The 20815-nt window shown below is 39.1% G+C and carries 5 protein-coding genes; all 5 read left to right on the top strand.

Features of this window, described 5'->3' with window-relative positions:
- Nucleotides 1-33: 33 nt before the first annotated feature.
- The 5 genes from H6G73_RS14175 (at nt 34) to ectB (ending at nt 20813) form a co-directional block, all read left to right on the top strand.
- Complete coding sequence (locus H6G73_RS14175) at nt 34-5985, top strand: type I polyketide synthase (protein WP_190605504.1); 5952 nt, start codon at nt 34-36, stop codon at nt 5983-5985.
- A 36-nt stretch (nt 5986-6021) separates the two neighbouring features.
- Nucleotides 6022-10596 (top strand): non-ribosomal peptide synthetase, encoded by a 4575-nt coding sequence (locus H6G73_RS14170; RefSeq protein ID WP_190605502.1) that lies wholly within the window; start codon nt 6022-6024, stop codon nt 10594-10596.
- A gap of 14 nt (nt 10597-10610) precedes the next feature.
- Complete coding sequence (locus H6G73_RS25005) at nt 10611-14708, top strand: condensation domain-containing protein (RefSeq protein WP_190605500.1); 4098 nt, start codon at nt 10611-10613, stop codon at nt 14706-14708.
- A 30-nt stretch (nt 14709-14738) separates the two neighbouring features.
- Complete coding sequence (locus H6G73_RS14160; RefSeq protein WP_190605498.1) at nt 14739-19343, top strand: non-ribosomal peptide synthetase; 4605 nt, start codon at nt 14739-14741, stop codon at nt 19341-19343.
- A 180-nt stretch (nt 19344-19523) separates the two neighbouring features.
- Nucleotides 19524-20813, top strand: coding sequence for a diaminobutyrate--2-oxoglutarate transaminase (gene ectB, locus H6G73_RS14155; protein ID WP_190605496.1), 1290 nt, complete (start codon nt 19524-19526; stop codon nt 20811-20813).
- The last annotated feature ends 2 nt before the right edge of the window (nt 20814-20815 follow it).

Here is a 20815-nt window from a genome sequence, read left to right as displayed (position 1 = left end):
AATATTATTTTAATTCAACCCAAATAAGAAAATATGGGTAGTACAGAAGCTGACACATCAATGGAAGGAATAGCAATTATTGGCATATCAGGAAGGTTTCCTGGTGCTAATAATCTTGAAGAATTTTGGCACAACTTACAAGCGGGAATAGAATCAATTTCTCAACTGACAGACAAAGATTTATTAGCAGCAGCAGGAGTTAATCCCAGTTGTTTAGATGATCATAACTATGTCAAAGCTAGCGGAATTTTAGAAAATATTGATTTATTTGATGCGGCATTTTTTGACTTTAATCCTAAAGAAGCAGAAATTACCGACCCACAACATCGCCTATTTTTAGAATGCGCTTGGGAAGCCTTAGAAAGTGCTGGTTATGACTCTAATAGATGTGAAAGCCGCATAGGAGTTTATGCGGGTGCGAGTTTAAATAATTATTTATCTTTTGATTTAAATAGTGACCAAGTTGGCTCGGCCCAATCCTATCAAAAATTAATTGGTAATGATAAGGATTTTCTCTCTACCCGTGTTTCTTATAAATTAAATCTAACCGGGCCCAGCCTAACTGTACAAACAGCTTGTTCTACTTCATTAGTCGCTATTACTCTCGCTTGCCAAAGTTTAATGAATTATCAATGTGATATGGCATTAGCAGGAGGAGTGTCAATTCGAGTTCCCCACAAAACAGGTTATTTATATCAACCAGGGGGAACTTTATCACCGGATGGCCATTGTCGGGCTTTTGATGCCCAAGCACAAGGGACAACGGTTGGTAATGGCGTGGGAGTTGTACTGCTGAAGCGATTAGAAGATGCGATCGCAGATGGTGATCATATCTATGCGGTGATAAAAGGTTGGGCAATCAACAACGATGGTTCGCAGAAAGTTGGTTATACAGCACCTAGCATCGATGGACAAGCAGAAGCGATCGCCGAAGCTATGATGTTAGCAGGAGTAGAACCAGAAACCATCAGCTACATTGAAGCACATGGTACTGGCACAACTTTAGGTGATCCCATTGAAATTGCAGCTTTAACCAAAGTTTTTCGTTCCAGTACAGACAAAAAAGGTTTTTGTGCTATTGGTTCTGTGAAAACAAATATCGGTCATCTTGATGCAGCAGCCGGGGTTACAGGTGTCATTAAGACGGCTTTAGCCTTAAAACATCAACAAATCCCCCCTAGCTTGAATTTTACCCAGCCCAATCCCCAAATTGATTTTGCCAATAGTCCTTTTTACGTCAACACAGAACTCACCCCATGGAAATCAGAACTATCTCCCCGACGTGCGGGTGTGAGTTCCTTGGGAATGGGGGGGACGAATGCTCATGTTGTTCTGGAAGAAGCACCAATACAAGTCAAAAGTCAAAAGTCAAAAGTCAAAAGTAAATATCTACTTTGTCTATCGGCTAAAACTAACTCTGCATTAGAAACTGCTACCGATAATCTGGCTAATTATCTCCAACTGCATCCTCATGTGGACTTAGCAGATGTTGCTTATACTCTGCAAGTAGGACGCAAAGAGTTTAATCATCGTCGGATTTTGGTGTGTGAGGATATTCCAGATGCAATCAATGCTTTAGAAAATAGAACTAACCAACGAGTTTTTACTCACCACCAAGAACCAACAGACAAACCGATTACCTTTATGTTTCCGGGACAAGGTAGTCAGTATATCAATATGGGTAAGGAACTCTATCAAACAGAGTCAATCTTTCGTGAATCTATAGACCGTTGCTGTTTGATACTTCAACCATTATTGAATCTAGATTTACGCGCAGTTATCTATCCCCAAGAGTCGGAAACAGAAACAGCGCAAGCACAACTCAAACAAACATCTCTAACCCAACCAGCATTATTTGTCATTGAGTACGCCTTAGCGCAATTGTGGATGTCCTGGGGTATTTCTCCCAGTGCGATGATTGGTCATAGCATCGGGGAATATGTAGCGGCTTGTCTAGCTGGTGTGATGTCCCTCGCAGATGGGTTAACGCTGGTGGCTATGCGGGGTCGATTAATGCAGCAATTACCAAGTGGAAGTATGCTGTCAATTCCCCTGTCAGCAGCAGAGGTTAAACCCTTACTCAACGAAAATTTAGCTTTAGCTGCTAGTAATGCACCCTTTTCCTGTGTGGTATCAGGAACTCATACAGCCATCGATGCACTGTCTGAAGAACTTACAGCCCAAGGGGTTGAATGTCGTCGTCTGCATACTTCCCATGCTTTCCATTCTCAGATGATGGCTGAGATTTTGCCCGCATTTAGGGCGGAAGTTGAGAAAATTACTTTAAACCCCCCACAAATTCCCTTTATTTCTAATCTCACGGGAACTTGGATTTCTGCACAACAAGCCACAGACCCAAATTATTGGGTCAGTCATTTACGTCAAACAGTGCAGTTTGCAGATGGTATTTCTGTGTTACTCCAAGAACCAAACCGGATTTTTCTAGAAGTAGGTGCGGGGCGGACTTTATCTACCTTGGTTAAACAACAAGCAGGCACACAGCAGGCCATACTGTCTTCTTTACGACATCCCCAAGAAGAAAAAGCCGATGTAGAATTTTTGCTCAATAACCTGGGTCGTCTCTGGTGCTGCGGAGTTGCAGTCAATTGGTCTAGTTTTTATGGGGGTGAACGTCGTTATCGTATTCCTTTACCAACATATCCTTTTGAACGTCAACGTTATTGGTTAGAACCGCAGAAAAAATCCCATGATGATTTTGCGACTAATCAGAAAAAGCCCAACATAGCAGATTGGTTTTATCTACCAGTTTGGAAACAAGCCATTTCACCCCAAATAGTGAAATCTCAAAAGCGGGTGTTGATATTTGCTGATGCTGGTCAAGTAGGTTTACAAATCGCTAAACGGTTAGAAAGGGAAGGTCAAAATGTTATTACTGTTTACCAGGGAGAACAGTTTAGTAAACTAAGTGGCAACTCCTATACTATTAATTCTAGTCAGCCTGACGATTATGATTTGCTGATTGCAGAATTGCTATTTTACGGGCAAATTCCCGATGGCATTCTACACCTTTGGAGCGTCGCATCTACTGAAGAAGTAACATCAGGAATTGAGTTTTTTGAGCATTGCCAAAAAACAGGTTTTTATAGCTTATTATTTCTCGCTCAGTCTTTGAGTAAACAAAATATTACTCAACCTGTAGATATATTGGTTGTCACCAATGATATATATGATGTTACAGGTGTAGAAAAATTATGTCCAGAAAAAGCAACTATTCTAGGAATGTGTAAAACCATTCCCCAAGAATATGCAAATATTTCCTGTCGCAGCATTGATATTGTCATTCCGGCAGTAGAAACTCAAATAGTAGACCAAATTTTCGCAGAGTTGAATGCTCAAGAATTTGAGAGTGTTGTTGCTTATCGTGGATATCATCGTTGGGTTCAAGCCTATGAACCACTACCGCTAGATAACAATCAAGCACCCAAATTACGATCAGAAGGAGTATATCTGATTACTGGTGGTTTAGGTGGTATTGGTTTAGAAATTGCTGAATATTTAGCCCAGACAGTACAAGCAAAATTAATATTAATTAGTGCGTCGCCTTTCCCTAGCCCAAATGAATGGGAAGCCTGGCTAACAACTCACGACGAACAAGATAAATTTAGCAGTAAAATCCGCAAACTCCAGGAATTAGAAAAACTGGGTGCAGAGGTTGTAACTTTGAGTGCTGATGTAGCCGATGCGGTGCAAATGCAAGGAGTTATAACTCAGGGTTTAGCTAGGTTTGGTCAGATAAATGGTGTAGTTCATGCTGCGGGAATTAAGCTGTTTAGAACAGTCCAGGAAATTACGAGAAACGAATGCGAACAACAACTCAAAGCTAATGGTCATGGACTGTATATTTTAGAAGCAGCATTGCAAGGTATAGAGCTTGATTTTTGTATCTTGATATCTTCCCTATCATCTGTTCTAGGTGCATTGGGTATGGCTGCTTATCCCGCCGCCCATCACTTTACCGATGCTTTTGTTTATCAACATAATCTAACAAGTCCTACACCTTGGATGAGTGTAAATTGGGATAACTGGTTAACTAGTCAATTAGCTAGAGAATTAGTAAATAAGCCAGAAATCGATACTGAATTATTCATGAATAATCAAGAAAGTGTGGAGGTATTTAAACGAATATTAGCTTTAAATCAAGTCAATCAGATAGTTGTCTCGACAACAGATTTACAGGCTAGAATCGCTCAGTGGATTAAGCCGATAACAATCATTAATCAACCTAATTCAATTACATTACATTCCCGACCATTCTTACAAAATAGTTATGTTGCTCCTAGAAACGAAATTGAGAAAACTATTGCTAATATTTGGCAAGAAATTTTAGGGATTGAACAGATAGGAATTGAAGATAACTTTTTAGAATTGGGTGGCGATTCGCTTTTGAGTATACAAATTACTGCTAGAGCTAACAAAGCAGGTTTACGGTTTACTAATCAACATTTATTTGAATACCCAACGATTGCCCAATTAGCAGAAATAGCAGGGAGAACTCAAACTGTTTACAGCGAACAGGGATTAGTAGAAGGGGAACTGCCCCTAACACCGATTCAGCACTGGTTTTTTGCTCAAAATTTAGCTGATGCACACCATTGGAATCAAACAGTTGTGTTAGAGGTGCAGCAAGAAATTAACTCTGTTTTCTTGCGACAGGTGGTGCAATATTTGCTGATTCATCATGATGCTTTGCGTTTGCAGTTTCGAGCAAAAACTTGGGGTTGGGAACAAGTAAATGCTAGTCCTGAGGAATTTATCCCCTTTGAGGAAATAGATTTATCAGACCTATCACCACAACAACAGGAACAGGAATTTACAGAATTAACTACAGAGATCCAAGCTAGTTTAAATTTGACTTCTGGGCCAATTGTGCGGGTTGCTTTGTTTAATTTCGGTACTAATAAACCAAGCCGCATACTGTTAGCAATTCACCATTTAGCTATTGATGTTGGTTCTTGGCGCATTTTGTTAGAAGATTTAGAAATTGCATATCAACAACTCAGTCAAGGACAAGCAATTAAGCTACAACCAAAGACAACCTCATTTAAACAGTGGGCTTTGCGGTTAACGGAGTATGCCCAGTCCATCGAGTTACAAAGAGAGCAGGTTTATTGGTTAGCTGCTGAACGTGATTGGGTATCATCTTTACCAGTAGATTATGCAGATGGGACAAATACTGTAGCCTCTGCTGAGACTATTTCTGTCATATTGAGCGCATCAGAAACCCAAGCATTACAGGAAGAGATTGGTGCAACTTATCGAGTACAAACAGAGGATGTATTAATTGCTGCTTTAGCACAGACATTGACTCAATGGACAAAAGAGCGATCGCTTTTAGTTGATTTAGAAGGAAATGGTAGAGATGTAATTTTTGATGATATTGATTTATCCCGGACAATAGGGTGGTTTACCAATATTGCACCCATGCTTTTACAGATTGGCGAGAGTCGAGAACCTGGGAAAATCTTAAAGCAGGTGAAAGAGCAAATCCGTAGTTTCCCGAATCAAGGTTTAGGCTATGGTGTATTACGCTACTTAATCTCTGATGAAATTATTACAGAAAAATTGCGATCGCTACAACCAGCAGAAATACTTTTCCTTTACCTTGGCAACTACGAGCAAACTGTACCTGAATCCTCTCTATTCAAATTATCAGACAAGTCTAGCGGTTTATCCCGTAGTCCCCGCGCACAACGCAGCCATCTGATAGAAATTAATGCGTTGATAGTTAACGACCAACTCAAAATTGATTGGATTTACAGTCAAAATGTTCATCGACAGCAAACTATCGAGAAGTTAGCTGAAGATTTTAGAACTGCTTTACTTTCTCTAATTACTAATAGTCAGTCTGCTTCAGTCGCAAACTACACACCTTCAGATTTTGCAGAATTTTCATCTAGCCAATGGAGTCAAGATGATATTGACAATATTTTGGCAGCCATTAATCAACAGTTATCAGTTAATTAATCTACACTTCTACACTGTCTAAAGCTTGAGAAAATCATGAAAAACATTGAGGAATTTTATCCGCTATCACCAATGCAGCAGGGCATACTTTTTCATACCCTTTATGCCCCAAAATCAGGCGTATATGTTGAGCAGTTAAGTTGTGATATTCAGGGTAGTTTAAATATTGCTTTATTTCAAAAAGCATGGCAAAAATTAGTTGATATACACCCGATTCTCCGCACTTCTTTTATTTGGGAAGGGATTAAAGAACCTGTACAGGTAGTGCATAAACAAGTAAAACTACCTTGGCAGCAACAAGATTTATCTAACTTGGCATCTATTGAACAGCAACAGTGTATCGAAACTTGTTTATTAGAAGAACGAGAAAAAGGTTTTGAAATTTCTCAAGCCCCATTGATGCGCTTAACGCTACTCAAATTAGCTGATAATCACTATAAATTTATCTGGAGTCATCATCATTTACTATTAGATGGTTGGTCTTCTTCCTTACTACTGCAAGAATTATTTGGTTGTTATCAAGCATTAAGCCAAGATAAAGATATGCAGACGCAAAAACCCCGTCCTTATCGAGACTATATAGCTTGGCTACAAAAGCAGGATTTATCAAAATTAGAGATTTTTTGGCAACAATATCTCCAAGGTTTTACAACCGTTACTCCTTTAGGTATAGACCAAAATTTTGGCGATCAGATAAGCGAAAACAAAAATTACACTACTCAAATATTGCGTTTATCATCCACAGAAACAGCCGCTTTACAGTCTTTAGCTAGACAACAACAATTAACATTAAATACCATTATCCAAGGAGCATGGGCGATTCTTTTAAGTCGCTATAGTGGTGAAAATGATATTGTTTTTGGCGGGGTTGTCTCTGGTCGTCCCACCATATTAGCGGGTGTAGAATCAATGGTTGGAGTGTTTATCAACACGTTACCAGTCAGAGTTAATGTGAATCCCCAAGCATTGCTTATACCGTGGCTCAAGCAATTCCAAATACAACAGAATGAAGTGCGTCAATACGAACATACTCCATTAATAGAAATTCAGAAGTGGAGTGAAATTCCTACGGGACAACCTTTATTTACAACTATATTTAACTTTCAAAATTACCCGGTAAATTCTGGATTACAAAAACCAATTAATTATCTCACAGTTTCTAATATTAATAGTTTTGTTCACCCCCACTATCCCCTTAATATTTCCGTCCAAGTAGACACAGAATTATCACTGGAAATTTTCTACGATACATCTTGCTTTGAAAATGATAAAATTTCTCGGATGTTGGGACATTTGCAAACCTTATTATCAGGTATGGTAGCGAATCCTCAGCAATATTTAGGGGAATTACCATTACTGACAGCTACAGAACGTCATCAGTTATTAGAAGAATGGAATAATACACAAGTTGAATACCCGCCAGACCAATGTATTCATCAGTTATTTGAAGCACAGGTTGAGAAAACACCTGATGCGGTTGCTGTAATTTTTGAGCATCAACAATTAACATATCAAGAACTTAGTCAAAAAGCCAATCAACTCGCAAACTATCTACAAAAATTGGGTGTAAAACCAGAAGTATTAGTGGGTATTTGTGTAGAGCGTAGCTTAGAAATGGTGGTGGGAATTTTGGGTGTTCTCAAAGCTGGTGGTGCCTATGTGCCACTAGACCCCACATATCCCCAAGAAAGATTAGGGTTTATGTTAGAAAATTCTCAAGTGACATTGCTGTTAACTCAGCAACATTTGCTTGAGATTATACCTACTCACAGGGCTAAAACTATTTGCTTGGGAGAAAATTGGGATTTTCTCGCTCAAGAAACTACAGCAAATCCGATGCACCTTGTCACACCGGACAATCTCGCTTATGTTATCTATACCTCTGGTTCTACAGGTAAACCAAAAGGAACTTTAATTACTCATCAAGGTTTAGTTAATTATTTAAGTTGGTGCACTCAAGCTTATCAAGTTGAGCAAGGTGCAGGAACTGTAGTTCATTCTTCTTTGGCATTTGATTTAACAATTACTAGCCTATTTTCACCATTAATTGTTGGTAATCAAGTTGAACTATTACCAGAAAATCAAGGGGTAGAATCTCTGGCTGAAACTCTGAAAAAAAGAACTAATTTGAGTCTGGTTAAAATCACACCTGCTCATTTAGAATTGCTTGGTCAACAATTGGTGGCTGAGGGGGTATCAGGTCGGACAAAGGCTTTTATTATTGGCGGTGAAAATCTTACGACACAACATATTTCTTTTTGGCAAAAATTTGCTCCAGACACAAAACTGATCAATGAATATGGACCAACTGAAACGGTAGTAGGTTGTTGTATTTATCAAGTATTATCAGAACAAAATTATCCTGGGGCAATTCCTATCGGCAACCCCATTGCTAATACCCAATTGTACATTTTAGACCAAGACTTACAACCAGTACCAATTGGTGTAGTAGGTGAATTATATATTGGGGGTTTAGGAGTAGCACGGGGTTATCTTCATCAACCAGAACTAACAGCACAAAAGTTTATTCCTAATCCTTTTAGTGATGAGCAAGGTACTCGTATTTATAAAACAGGTGACTTGGCTCGTTATCTCCCAAATGGAGAAATTCAATATTTAGGCAGAATAGATAATCAAGTCAAAATTCGTGGATTTCGCATTGAATTAGGCGAAATTGAATCAGTTTTAGAACAACATCCCGCAGTACGTCAAAGTGTAGTTATGGTGCGGGAAGATGTACCAGGATATCAACGTTTAGTTGCTTATTTAGTTGCTGAGAATATTGCTACTGATGAATTACGTCAATATTTACAGCCGCAACTACCTGAATACATGATACCCAGTGCTTTTGTATGCTTGGAATCTTTGCCGTTGACTCCTAATGGCAAGGTTAACCGTCGTGCTTTACCCGCACCAGACCAGCAACGTCCAGAACTAAAATCTGCTTTTATTGAACCTCAGACTGCTACAGAAAAGCAGTTAGCAGAGATTTGGATGCAGGTGCTGGGTTTAAAACAAGTGGGTGTAAATGATAATTTTTTTGAACTGGGTGGGGATTCAATTATTAGCCTTCAAGTAATAGCTAAAGCTCATCAAATAGGGTTACATTTTACGCCAAAGCAGATATTTCAAAATCAGACAATTGCTCAATTAGCAACGGTTGCTGATATCAAGTCCCAATATTTTGCTGAACAGGGTATAGTGACTGGAAAAGTTGCTTTGACACCAATTCAACATTGGTTTTTTGAGCAAAACTTACCAGACCCCCATCATTGGAATCAAGCGGTGCTGCTAGAAGTCCTAGAACCCCTTGATTGTGGATTAGTTCGACAAGCTTTAACTTTATTATTCAGACACCATGACGCGCTACGACTACGTTTTAAACGAGATGAGTTAGGATGGCATGGAGCGATCGCTCCTGTTGATGATGAGATACCATTAACATGGCTCGATTTATCAGCTTGTTCTCCACAACAGCAAGCAAACACTTTACTCTCTACTGCTAATCAATTACAAAGTAGCCTCAATTTAGTTCATGGGCCCCTACTACAGTTGGCTTATTTTAACTTGGGTAACAATCAACCTGGTCGCTTGCTGTGGGTCATCCACCATCTAGCTGTAGATGGGGTTTCATGGCGAATATTAATTGAAGATTTCCACACAGTCTATCAACTACTGGTCAACGCTAAAACTCCCCAATTACCAGCTAAAACAACTTCCTATAAATATTGGTCAGAACAACTTCAAACCTATGCTCACTCATCAAGTGTTAAATCAGAATTAGATTACTGGTGTAATATTGTCAGTCAATCTATCCAGCCTCTAGCTGTAGATTATCCCCAAGGCAATAACACTGAAGCATCAATTAGTCATATTACCATCGCACTCTCTCCCTCAGAAACACAATCTTTATTGCAAGAGGTAACACATAGCTATCGTACCCAAATTCAACATGTTTTACTGGCTGCTTTAGGGCATACTTTTAAAAAGTGGACAGGACATAATTCACTCCTTATTGATTTGGAAGGTCACGGAAGGGAAGGGATTTTTGATGATGTCGATTTATCCCGTACAGTTGGCTGGTTTACTACTATTTTTCCTGTTTTGTTAGATATCAGCAATGCTAATCATCTGGTAGATACTTTGCAAAAAGTGAAAGCAAAAATGCTGGAAATACCTAGCCGTGGTTTCGGTTATGGTGTGCTGCGTTATCTGAGTAATGAGCAGAAATTGATCACAGCAACTCAATCAGAAATCATTTTCAATTATTTAGGTCAATTTGATCAACTTCTACCCCAATTACCGTTATTTAAACTAGCTAAAGAATCCACAGGTACAAATCATAGTCCTTGGGGAAATCGACGTTATTTATTTACAGTAGAAGCAATAGTCATTGAGGGACAACTACAGCTGCAATGGTCCTATAGCAGTAACTTACATCGTCAATCAACAGTGGAAAAACTAGCTGAAGGGATGGTTGAGGCATTGCGATCGCTTATTATCCACTGCCAAACCGTTGATGTCAATAATTATACCCCTGCTGATTTTCCAGATGTTGATATCACTCAAGACCAGCTAGATCAAGTTTTTGCTGAACTCGCTTTAGATTAATCACACAAGTTGCCGTGAATAAGAAAAATATTGAATCAATTTATCCCCTTTCTCCATCCCAACTAGGGATGCTATTTAATACTGTATCTGTTGGTGAAAAATCAGGTATTTATGTTGAACAATTAAGTTGTAACTTAACAGGTAATTTGCATTTGCCAGCTTTTGAGCAAGCTTGGCAAAGAGTAGTTGCAAGGCACTCGATTTTAAGAACAGCTTTTGTTTGGAAGACCCAAGATGAGCCAAGGCAAGTTGTATTTCGTCAGGTAGAAATTAAGATTAATTATCAAGATTGGCGTGGTCAGGAATCAACTTTACAGCAACAGCAATTAGAGGAGTTTTTGAAAACAGACCGCGCACAGGGTTTTAATTTATCTAAACCGCCATTGATGCGATTAGCAATATTGCATTTACGAGATGATAGCTATCATTTTGTGTGGAGTCATCATCATATTTTAATTGATGGATGGTGTCTGTTTCTGTTATTTAAAGAATTACTATCTTTTTATCAAGCGATCGCTAAAAATCAAGCTGTACATATTCCACCTACCCGTCCTTATCAAGACTATATCACCTGGCTCAAACAGCAAAACTTAGAAACAGCTAATATTTTTTGGCAGAAAACACTCCAAGGTTTTACCCAACCCACTGCTTTAGGATTACCAGTAGGGGATGAAACCTACCGGGAATTAACAGCGGCATCCGGGAAAAAATCAGATGCATTATCGGCTACAACCACAGCTACATTACAATCATTAGTTAAACAAAATAGAATCACTTTCAATACCCTAATTCAAGGAATTTGGGCATTATTACTAAATCGCTATAGTAATCATCAAGATGTGATTTTTGGGATTACTGTGGCTGGTCGTCCAGTGGATTTGGTGGGTAGTGAATCCATGGTTGGCTTATTTATCAATACCCTACCACTCAGAATTAGTATTACTCCTGATTTTCCCCTTTGGTCTTGGCTACAAAATATCTACACACTGAATTTAGAACTGCGGGAATATGAGCATATTTCTACAGGTCAAATTTATCAATGTAGTCAACTTCCAGGGGGAGTGCCTTTATATGAAAGCTTACTCGTATTTGAAAATTATCCCCTTGATTACTCTATTCTCCAATCTCCTAATTTAGATATTCACATCACTGATATTTGTTCCCAAGGAGCACAAACCCAATATCCTCTAACTATATTGGTTAGTGTCGATTCAGAATGTAAATTTTCTCTTATTTATGACCAAAGACGGTTTGATGATAGAGATATTGATTTGATTTTGTCCCAATGGGTGAATTTACTACAATTTATTGCTCATCATCCAGATATAAATTTAGAAACACTATTAGCTAAAATCCCTATAGAGCAAATTCCCCACATCAGACCAAGATGTAAACAAGAGCAGACAATTTTTCATCAATTCCTGGCTACTCCCCAAACTCCTGTAGAAGCAATGGTCAGTCAAATATGGACTAAAATTTTAGGATTGCCACAAATCGATATTCACGAAAATTTCTTTAATTTGGGTGGACATTCCTTACTAGCTACACAGGTAATATCCCAAATTCGCCAAGTTTTTCAACTAGAATTACCCTTAGGAAAACTGTTTGAATTTCCTACCATAGCAGGTTTTTCCAAGGAAATTGAACAGATTCACCAAAAACAATCTCAGTCAAAATTACCACCTTTAGTTGCTGTTAATAGAACAGAGAAAATTCCTCTATCTTATGCTCAAGAAAGATTGTGGTTAGTAAGTCAATTACAAGCTAATGATGCCACTTACAATGAACTATTTACCTTAAGATTAACTGGGTTTTTAAATATAGAAGCCTTAGAACACAGCTTGAATGAGATAGTCCACCGTCACGAAGCTTTACGGACAAGTTTTTATACTGATGAACATGGACAACCATTTCAGGCGATCGCACCAAATGTCAAAATAAAATTATCGATATTAGAATTAAGCCATCTGTCTATTTCTGACCAGGACGGAGAAATTCAGCATTTAATCAATCAAGAATATCACCATCCCTTTGACTTGTCTCAAGTTCCCTTGCTGCGCTGCACACTGTTGCGTATCCATGAACAGGAGCATATCGTTTTATTTAGTATTCACCATATTGTTTCTGATGGTTGGTCAATGGGGGTGTTGACCAGGGAGTTAGCAGCACTTTACACAGCTTTTTCTGCAAACAAACTCTCTCCTCTACCACCATTACCCATTCAATATGCAGACTTTGCAGTTTGGCAACGTCAATACCTGCAAGGTGAAAGAAAAGAGAATTTACTTACCTATTGGCAACAGCAGTTAGCAAACTTACCTGCATTACAACTCCCCACAACCCATCCCCGTGGAGAAGTAAAAACGAACCGGGGTGCTAGTTATAGTTTCCTCATTCCTAATTCATTGGTGCAGGAAGTACAACTACTGTCTCAGCAAGCTGGTGTCACCTTATTTATGACACTGCTGGCAAGTTTTAAGATTTTACTCCAACGTTATAGCCATCAAGATGATATTGTCGTGGGTACAGATGTTGCTAACCGTAACCACACAGAAATTGAACAATTAATTGGTTTCTTTATTAATTTATTAGTTTTACGTACTGACTTAAGTGGAAATCCGACTTTTCTAGATTTATTACAACGGATACGTCATCAAACATTGGCAGCTTACGCTCATCAAGATTTACCTTTTGATGAGTTAGTGAGAGCATTGCAACCTGAACGACATCTCAGTAACCAGGTTCCTCTATTTCAAGTTTTATTTGTTCTGCAAAATACACCAAATTCAGTTTTAGAATTACCAGGACTTGCTTTAAATTCAATCGAAGTAGAAAGCGGAATATCCAGGTTTGATTTAGCCTTGCTACTCAGAGAAACTGATTCAGGTATCACAGGTAAATGGCAATATAATGCTGATTTATTTACCACTGATACGATTACTCAATTCACAAATCACTGGCAAACATTACTCAACAGTATTGTCACTTCTCCTCATAGCCGTATCAATACATTAGAAATGCTCACAACTACAGAAAAGAGACAAAAAAATATGGAACAACAGGAGCGTAAAGCAGCGAAAAGACAAAAATTCATGAGCATTGCTCCTCAACCAGTAAATTTGTCAGTAGAGCAATTAATTAAAACAGATTATTTGCCAGATTCGCCAAAATTTCCTCTCGTCATTCAACCTCATAGCCCAGAAGTTGATTTAATTTTTTGGGCTGAGAATAATCGCGAATATCTACAGACAAAATTATTTACCCATGGAGCTATCTTATTTAGAGATTTTCCTGTAAAATCAGTTGCAGAGTTTGAAAATTTTGCTCAAACAATTTGCCCCAATTTATTTGCTGAATATGGAGATTTACCCCGCACAGGTGAAGGTGGTAACGTTTATGGTTCTACTCCTTACCCAGCAGATAAAGCCATACTTTTTCATAACGAAAGCTCTCATTTACATTGCTTCCCCTTAAAGATTTGGTTTTACTGTGTTCAGCCTGCAACTAAAGGTGGAGAAACTCCAATTGTTGAATGCCGTAAAGCTTATAAATTACTCAGTCCCCAGTTGCGAGAGAAGTTAGCTACTAAACAGCTAATGTATGTGAGAAATTTCGCGGAAGGTTTAGATGTAAGTTGGCAAAATTTTTTCCGTACTACCAATAAAAAAGATGTAGAAAATTATTGTATTCAAGCAGGAATTGACTTTGAATGGTATGATGATAATGGTTTAGTAACTCGTCAAATTCGACCCGCTTTAGCCATACATCCTCAAACTGGCGAACCTGTATTTTTTAACCAAATTCAATTACACCATATTTCCTATTTAGATGTAGATGTACGAGATTCACTCCTCTCTCTGTTTGGTGAATCTAAGTTACCACGTAATGTTTATTTTGGTGATAGCACACCAATTACAGCAGTAGAAATTGCCGAAATTAATCAAGTTTATCAGCAATCTCAAACTAGTTTTTCCTGGCAAAAAGGCGACATTATTATGCTTGACAATATGCTCACTGCTCATGGTCGTAATCCCTTTGTAGGTGAGCGAAAAATTGTTGTTGCTATGGGAGAAATGACAAATGGTTCAGATATTAAGAATATTGAAAATTAATCATATCAACACAAAAAATTATCAATCTATATGCAAACTAAAACTATTAGCGGCTTTCGTCTCTCACCTCAACAACAAAGACTATGGAATTTACAACAACATAGTTCTGCTTTCTGTACCCAAGCTAGTGTTGTAATTACAGGTAATCTCCAAATCAATATTCTCCATCAAGCCCTTGAAGTAATTGTTAATCACCATGACATCCTCAGAACCAGTTTTTACCGTCCACCAGGGATGAAAAATCCTGTGATGGTAGTTAATCAGGAGATTAGCTGTGCTTGGGAATATTTAGATTTCAGTGCTGAAGCTGAAGAGGATATTATAGCGAAAATTCCAGGATTGTTTTGGCAAGGTAGACAAAAATGTCAATCTTTATCACCACAATCTATACTGAATTTATTTCTCATAAAATTAGCGGATGATTACCATATTTTAATTATTTCTTTGCCAGCTTTGTGTGCTGACACTAGAAGTATCAAAAAATTGATCCAGCAAATTAGCCAAGCCTATGGTAAATGCTGCCAAGGCGAAACTTTTAGTGCTGAATATGTACAATATATTCAATTTTCTGAGTGGCAAAATCAATTAGTTACAGATGAAGATGCTGAGATAGCTCAAGCATATTGGCAGAAACAAGCAATTCCCTGTTTATCAGGCTTAAAATTACCCTATGAAGTAAAAAGTAAGGGAGGAAAGTTTGTTGCTGATAGTTATCAATTAGCCATTGACCCAGAATTATGGGAGAAGATTGATAATTTTGCCCAAAATTATGATGTTAAAGCTGAAATTATCTTATTAGCTTGTTGGCAAGTCCTCATTTGGCGGCTGACTGGAGAGTCAGAAATTGTCATTGGTACAGCCAGTGACCGTTGTGAGTATGCAGAACTAGATCATACCTTGGGACTATTAGCAACTTGGCTGCCAATTAAAACTAAACTTACATCTAATTATAACTTTCTAGAAGTATTAGCCGCAGTCAATCAAAACTTAGCCAATGCTATTGAATGGCAAGATTATTTTCTCCCAATAACTCAAGGAGCAGATAATTTCCTGGCTTTTCCCATTGGTTTTGAATGGGAGCAGTTACCACCAACATTATCAACAGCTGGTGTATCATTTGCCATTGAGCAAATTTATAGTTGTATTGAACCATTCAAAGTCAAACTCCGCTGCACTGCACAAAATCAGAGTCTGACAGCGGAACTATATTATGATGTCAACTACTTCTGTGGTAAGACAATTCAACGGTTAGCTAGACAGTTGCAGACTGTAATTCATAGTGCTGTTATTGCACCGCAAACTTTCATCTCTCAATTACCAATTCTCTCACAGAGCGATCGCCACCAACTCCTATTTACATTTAACCAAACCGATAAAAATTACAGTTTAACTCAGTGTATTCACGAGGTTTTTGCTACCCAGGCAGCCACCACACCTGATCACATAGCTGTAGTTTATGAACATGAACAACTGACCTATGGAGAACTCAACCGCAAAGCTAATCAACTAGCTCACTATCTGCAAACATTGGGTGTGCAACCAGATGTAGTAGTGGGGTTATGTGTCGAGCGTTCCCTAGAGATGATTATTGGTCTGTTAGCCATTCTCAAAGCTGGAGGAGCCTATTTACCTCTCGACCCAATTTTACCCCAGGAAAGCCTATCCTACCGCTTACAGGATGCCCAAGCCCCCATTCTGTTAACACAACATCAATTAGCAGAGACATTTTCTGTTGATGTAGCCCAAGTAGTCTGCATCGATACAGACTGGCCAACTATAGCTCAATGCCCAGATGTCAATCCCATCAGCCATACAACTATCGACCATCTTGTCTATGTGTTATTTACATCTGGTTCGACAGGTAAACCCAAAGGTGTGGCGGTTGAACATCGCCAACTATTAAATTATGTTCAAGGAATAACCCAGCAATTAAACCTCCCAGATAGTGCTAACTTTGCCACTATTTCCACTATTGCCGCCGATTTAGGCAATACTGCCATTTTCCCTGCCCTCTGTACAGGAGCATGTCTGCATGTAATTTCCCATGAACGGGCAACTAATCCAGAATTATTACTAGAATATTGCGATCGCTATCCCCTTGACTGTTTAAAAATTGTTCCTTCCCACATCAATGCTTTATTAACAGCTTCCCAACCGGAGAAGATTTTACCTCAAAAATATTTGATTCTGGGTGGAGAACCCCTACCTTGGAACTTAGTAGAACAGCTTCAGCACTACGCCCCCAACTGCCACATCCTCAACCATTACGGCCCCACAGAAGCCACCGTAGGAGTCCTCACCTATACTCTCAACGGTGAATTGGCCCCAGACCAACCAGAAACCGTGCCTTTAGGTCGCCCACTGGGTAATATTCAAATTTATATTCTCGACTCTCATCTCCAACCAGTACCCATGGGTGTACCTGGAGAACTGCACATTGGCGGAGAAAGTTTAGCACGAGGTTATCTCCATCAACCAGAACTCACCAATCAAAAATTTATTCCCCATCCCTTTAACCCAGCCCCAGGTGCAAGATTATACAAAACCGGCGATTTAGCTCGTTACCTTCCTGATGGCAACATTGAATTCTTGGGAAGAATTGACCAGCAAGTCAAGATTCGCGGTTTTCGCATTGAACTAGGGGAAATCGAGTCCGTACTACAACAACATCCAGCCATTCGGGAAACAGTAGTGACTGCGCGGGCAGATGAATCAGGCAACCAGCGGTTAATTGCCTATTTTGTCCCCCATCAACCCAACTGTGCCGTTAGCGATATTCGTCACTTTCTCAAACAAAAACTGCCAGAATACATGATTCCTGGGGCTTTTGTAGCCCTGAAGAAACTGCCATTGACAGCCAATGGTAAAGTGGATCGTCAAGCATTGCCAGATCCCGACCAAATTAGACCAGAATTAGCAGCTATCTTCACGCCACCCCGCACTCCTGTAGAAGCAACAATTGCCAAAATTTGGGCCCAGGTACTGCAAATTCACCAAGTCGGCATCTATGACAACTTCTTTGAGCTAGGTGGCGACTCAATTATGACTATTCAAATTGCTGCCAGAGCTAACCAAGCCGGGGTGAAAATTACACCTAAGCAGTTATTTGAAAACCCTACCGTAGAAGGACTAGCCGCTGTTGCCAACGTTTGCTCCACCTCCACACCACCAATTACTTCTACATCTCGAACAGCCATTGATGAGTCCTGGTTGAACAAGCTACCAGGGTTAAACATCAACGAAATTGAAGATATATACGAACTCACTCCCATACAAAAAGGCATCCTTTTTCACAGTTTGTATGCTCCTGAAGAAAGTTTATATTTCTTCCAAACTCGCTTTGCTTTACGAGGAGAACTCAATGTTGATGCGTTCAACCAGGCTTGGCAGCAAGTCGTAGAACGGCACACCATCCTACGCACCAGCTTTCATTGGCAAGACCTCGAACAACCATTACAAGTGGTGTATAAGCAAGGAAAAGTACCTCTCCAACTACAAGACTATCGGGGTATAGATACACAACAGCAACAACTACAATTAAAATCTTTTTTGGCAAGCGATCGCACCTCCGGCTTTGATTTGTCCCAAGTGCCCCTGATGCACCTCACCCTATTCCGCTTTGCCGATGATTACTATGAATTTATTTGGAGTAGACACTTCATCATTGCCGATGGCTGGTCAATCCCATTAATCTTAGATGAAGTCATCCGAATTTATGAAGCCCTTTGTCAAGGTCAAAATCAGCAGTTAGCACCCAGCACTCCCTTTGCTAATTACATTGAGTGGATAAAACAGCAAGACCTATCTCAAGCAGAAATATTTTGGCGACGAGTAGTCAGCAACTTCCACACACCCACCCCCCTCACCACCCTCTACACTGATAACCTATCCCACCAAGAAGAAAAATACGACGACCAACAAATTACCCTCTCCCCAGAAATAACCGCAGCCCTTTATGCCTTTGCTCGCCAACATCAAATCACACTCAACACCATCATTCAAGGGGCTTGGGCCTTTCTTCTCAGCCGTTATAGCGGTCAGGAAGAAGTAGTGTATGGATGTACAGTATCCGGTCGTCCACCAGAACTTGCGGGAGCAGAATCAATAGTGGGTATGTTAGTCAACACCTTACCCGTCAAAGTCAAGGTAGATGGTAACCAAAATTTACTCCCATGGCTCAACCAACTGCAAGCACAATTACTAGAAATGCGTCAGTATGAATACACATCTCTAGTAGAAATTCAAGCCTGGAGTCAAATCCCCAGAGGTTTGTCTTTATTTGATAGCATTGTCGTCTTTGAAAACTTACCCACACCAGATAGTTTAAAACCAGGAAACAGAAGCCTTCATGTCCCAGACTCCAGTAACTTTTACAAAATTAACTACCCCCTCACCATCGTCATTATTCCTGGTTCTCCCTTAGTCCTGGGCATCAATTATGATTTTCATCGTGTTGATCTAAATATGATTAATGGCATCCTCACCCATTTGCAAATCCTCCTACAAAACATCATCAGTCATCCTCATATCTGTCTGAAAGATTTAGAGTTAATCACAGAATCAGAACAACAAATCACCTCTAATTTAGCCAAAGCAGCCATCTTTGATTTTTGTGATTTAGCCACTCCTATTTAGATAAATAGAGGATTTATATGACTTACGCAGAAGTGACGGAAGAATAAATCCATATTTTTCTAGCCTATGGGTAAGTCTTGAATTATTTTTTTATTTCACATCAGCTTTTAAATATTTTTCAGTACCCCCAATAAATAATTACCTTACCTTCACATATCATCAATTTCTGGAGATACATCCATGGATGTTTTTGAACACCAAGAAATCAACATTAACCATGTTTTTGCCAAACATGAATCCAATGTCAGAAGTTATTGCCGCAATTTTCCTGACATCTTTCAACGTTCCAAAGGTGCCATTATCTATTCTCAATCAGGCAGAGAATACATCGATTTTTTAGCTGGTGCAGGTGCTTTAAATTATGGTCACAACAATGACTTTATCAAACAAAAAGTCATGTCTTATCTCGATGCTGATGGAGTTGCACATGGATTGGATTTGTATACATCAGCTAAAGAACATTTCCTAGCCAAATTTAGTGAATTAGTTCTCAGCCCTAAACAACTCGATTATAAAATTCAATTTTGTGGCCCTACAGGTACAAATGCAGTAGAAGCAGCTTTAAAACTAGCTAGAAAAATCACCAAACGTCCAGGCATATTTTCTTTCATGGGTGCCTATCATGGCATGACATTAGGTAGTTTATCCGTCACTGGTAATCTGGGAGTGAAAGCAGGAGCATTTGGCACCTCAAATCACGTCACCTTCATGCCATATCCCTATGGTTTTATGGACACATTCGACACAATAGAATTTATTAATTCAGTCTTACATGATGCCAATTCAGGAATTGAAAAACCAGCCGCTATTATCTTTGAAACTGTACAGGCTGAAGGTGGAATTGTTGTAGCACCCATTGAGTGGATGCAAAGATTGAGAGAACTATGTAATCACCATCAAATTTTATTAATTTGTGATGATATTCAAGTAGGCTGCGGTCGAACTGGCTCTTTCTTTTCTTTTGAAAGAGCAGGTATTGTACCTGATATGGTCATTCTTTCCAAATCTATTAGTGGTTATGGATTTCCCATGTCACTATTATTAATTAAGCCAGATTTAGATATTTGGGAACCTGGTGAACATACTGGCACTTTTAGGGGCAATCAATTAGCATTTGTCGCTGGAACAGCCGCCTTAGAATATAGAGAAAATGCTAATCTTGAACAAGATGTAAAAATCAAAGAATTTTTCTTAAAAAACTTCCTCCATAAAGAAATTGCTTCCATCAATGACAAAATTCAAATCCGTGGTCTTGGTATGATTTGGGGCATTGATATCGCTAACTTTGGTGGTAGCGATTTAGCCCAACAGATTACTTCTCGTTGCTTTGAATTAGGCTTAATTGTTGAGCGTGTGGGGAGAGATGATACTGTCATCAAGATTTTGCCACCATTAACAGTTGAAATGCCTATTTTACAAAAGGGATGTTCAATTATCAAACAAGCTTTTAGTGAAGCTATCAGTCATTAATT

This window comes from Richelia sinica FACHB-800, assembly GCF_014698825.1.
Classification (GTDB): Bacteria; Cyanobacteriota; Cyanobacteriia; order Cyanobacteriales; family Nostocaceae; genus FACHB-800.
This window is presented reverse-complemented; position numbering and strand designations above follow the sequence as displayed.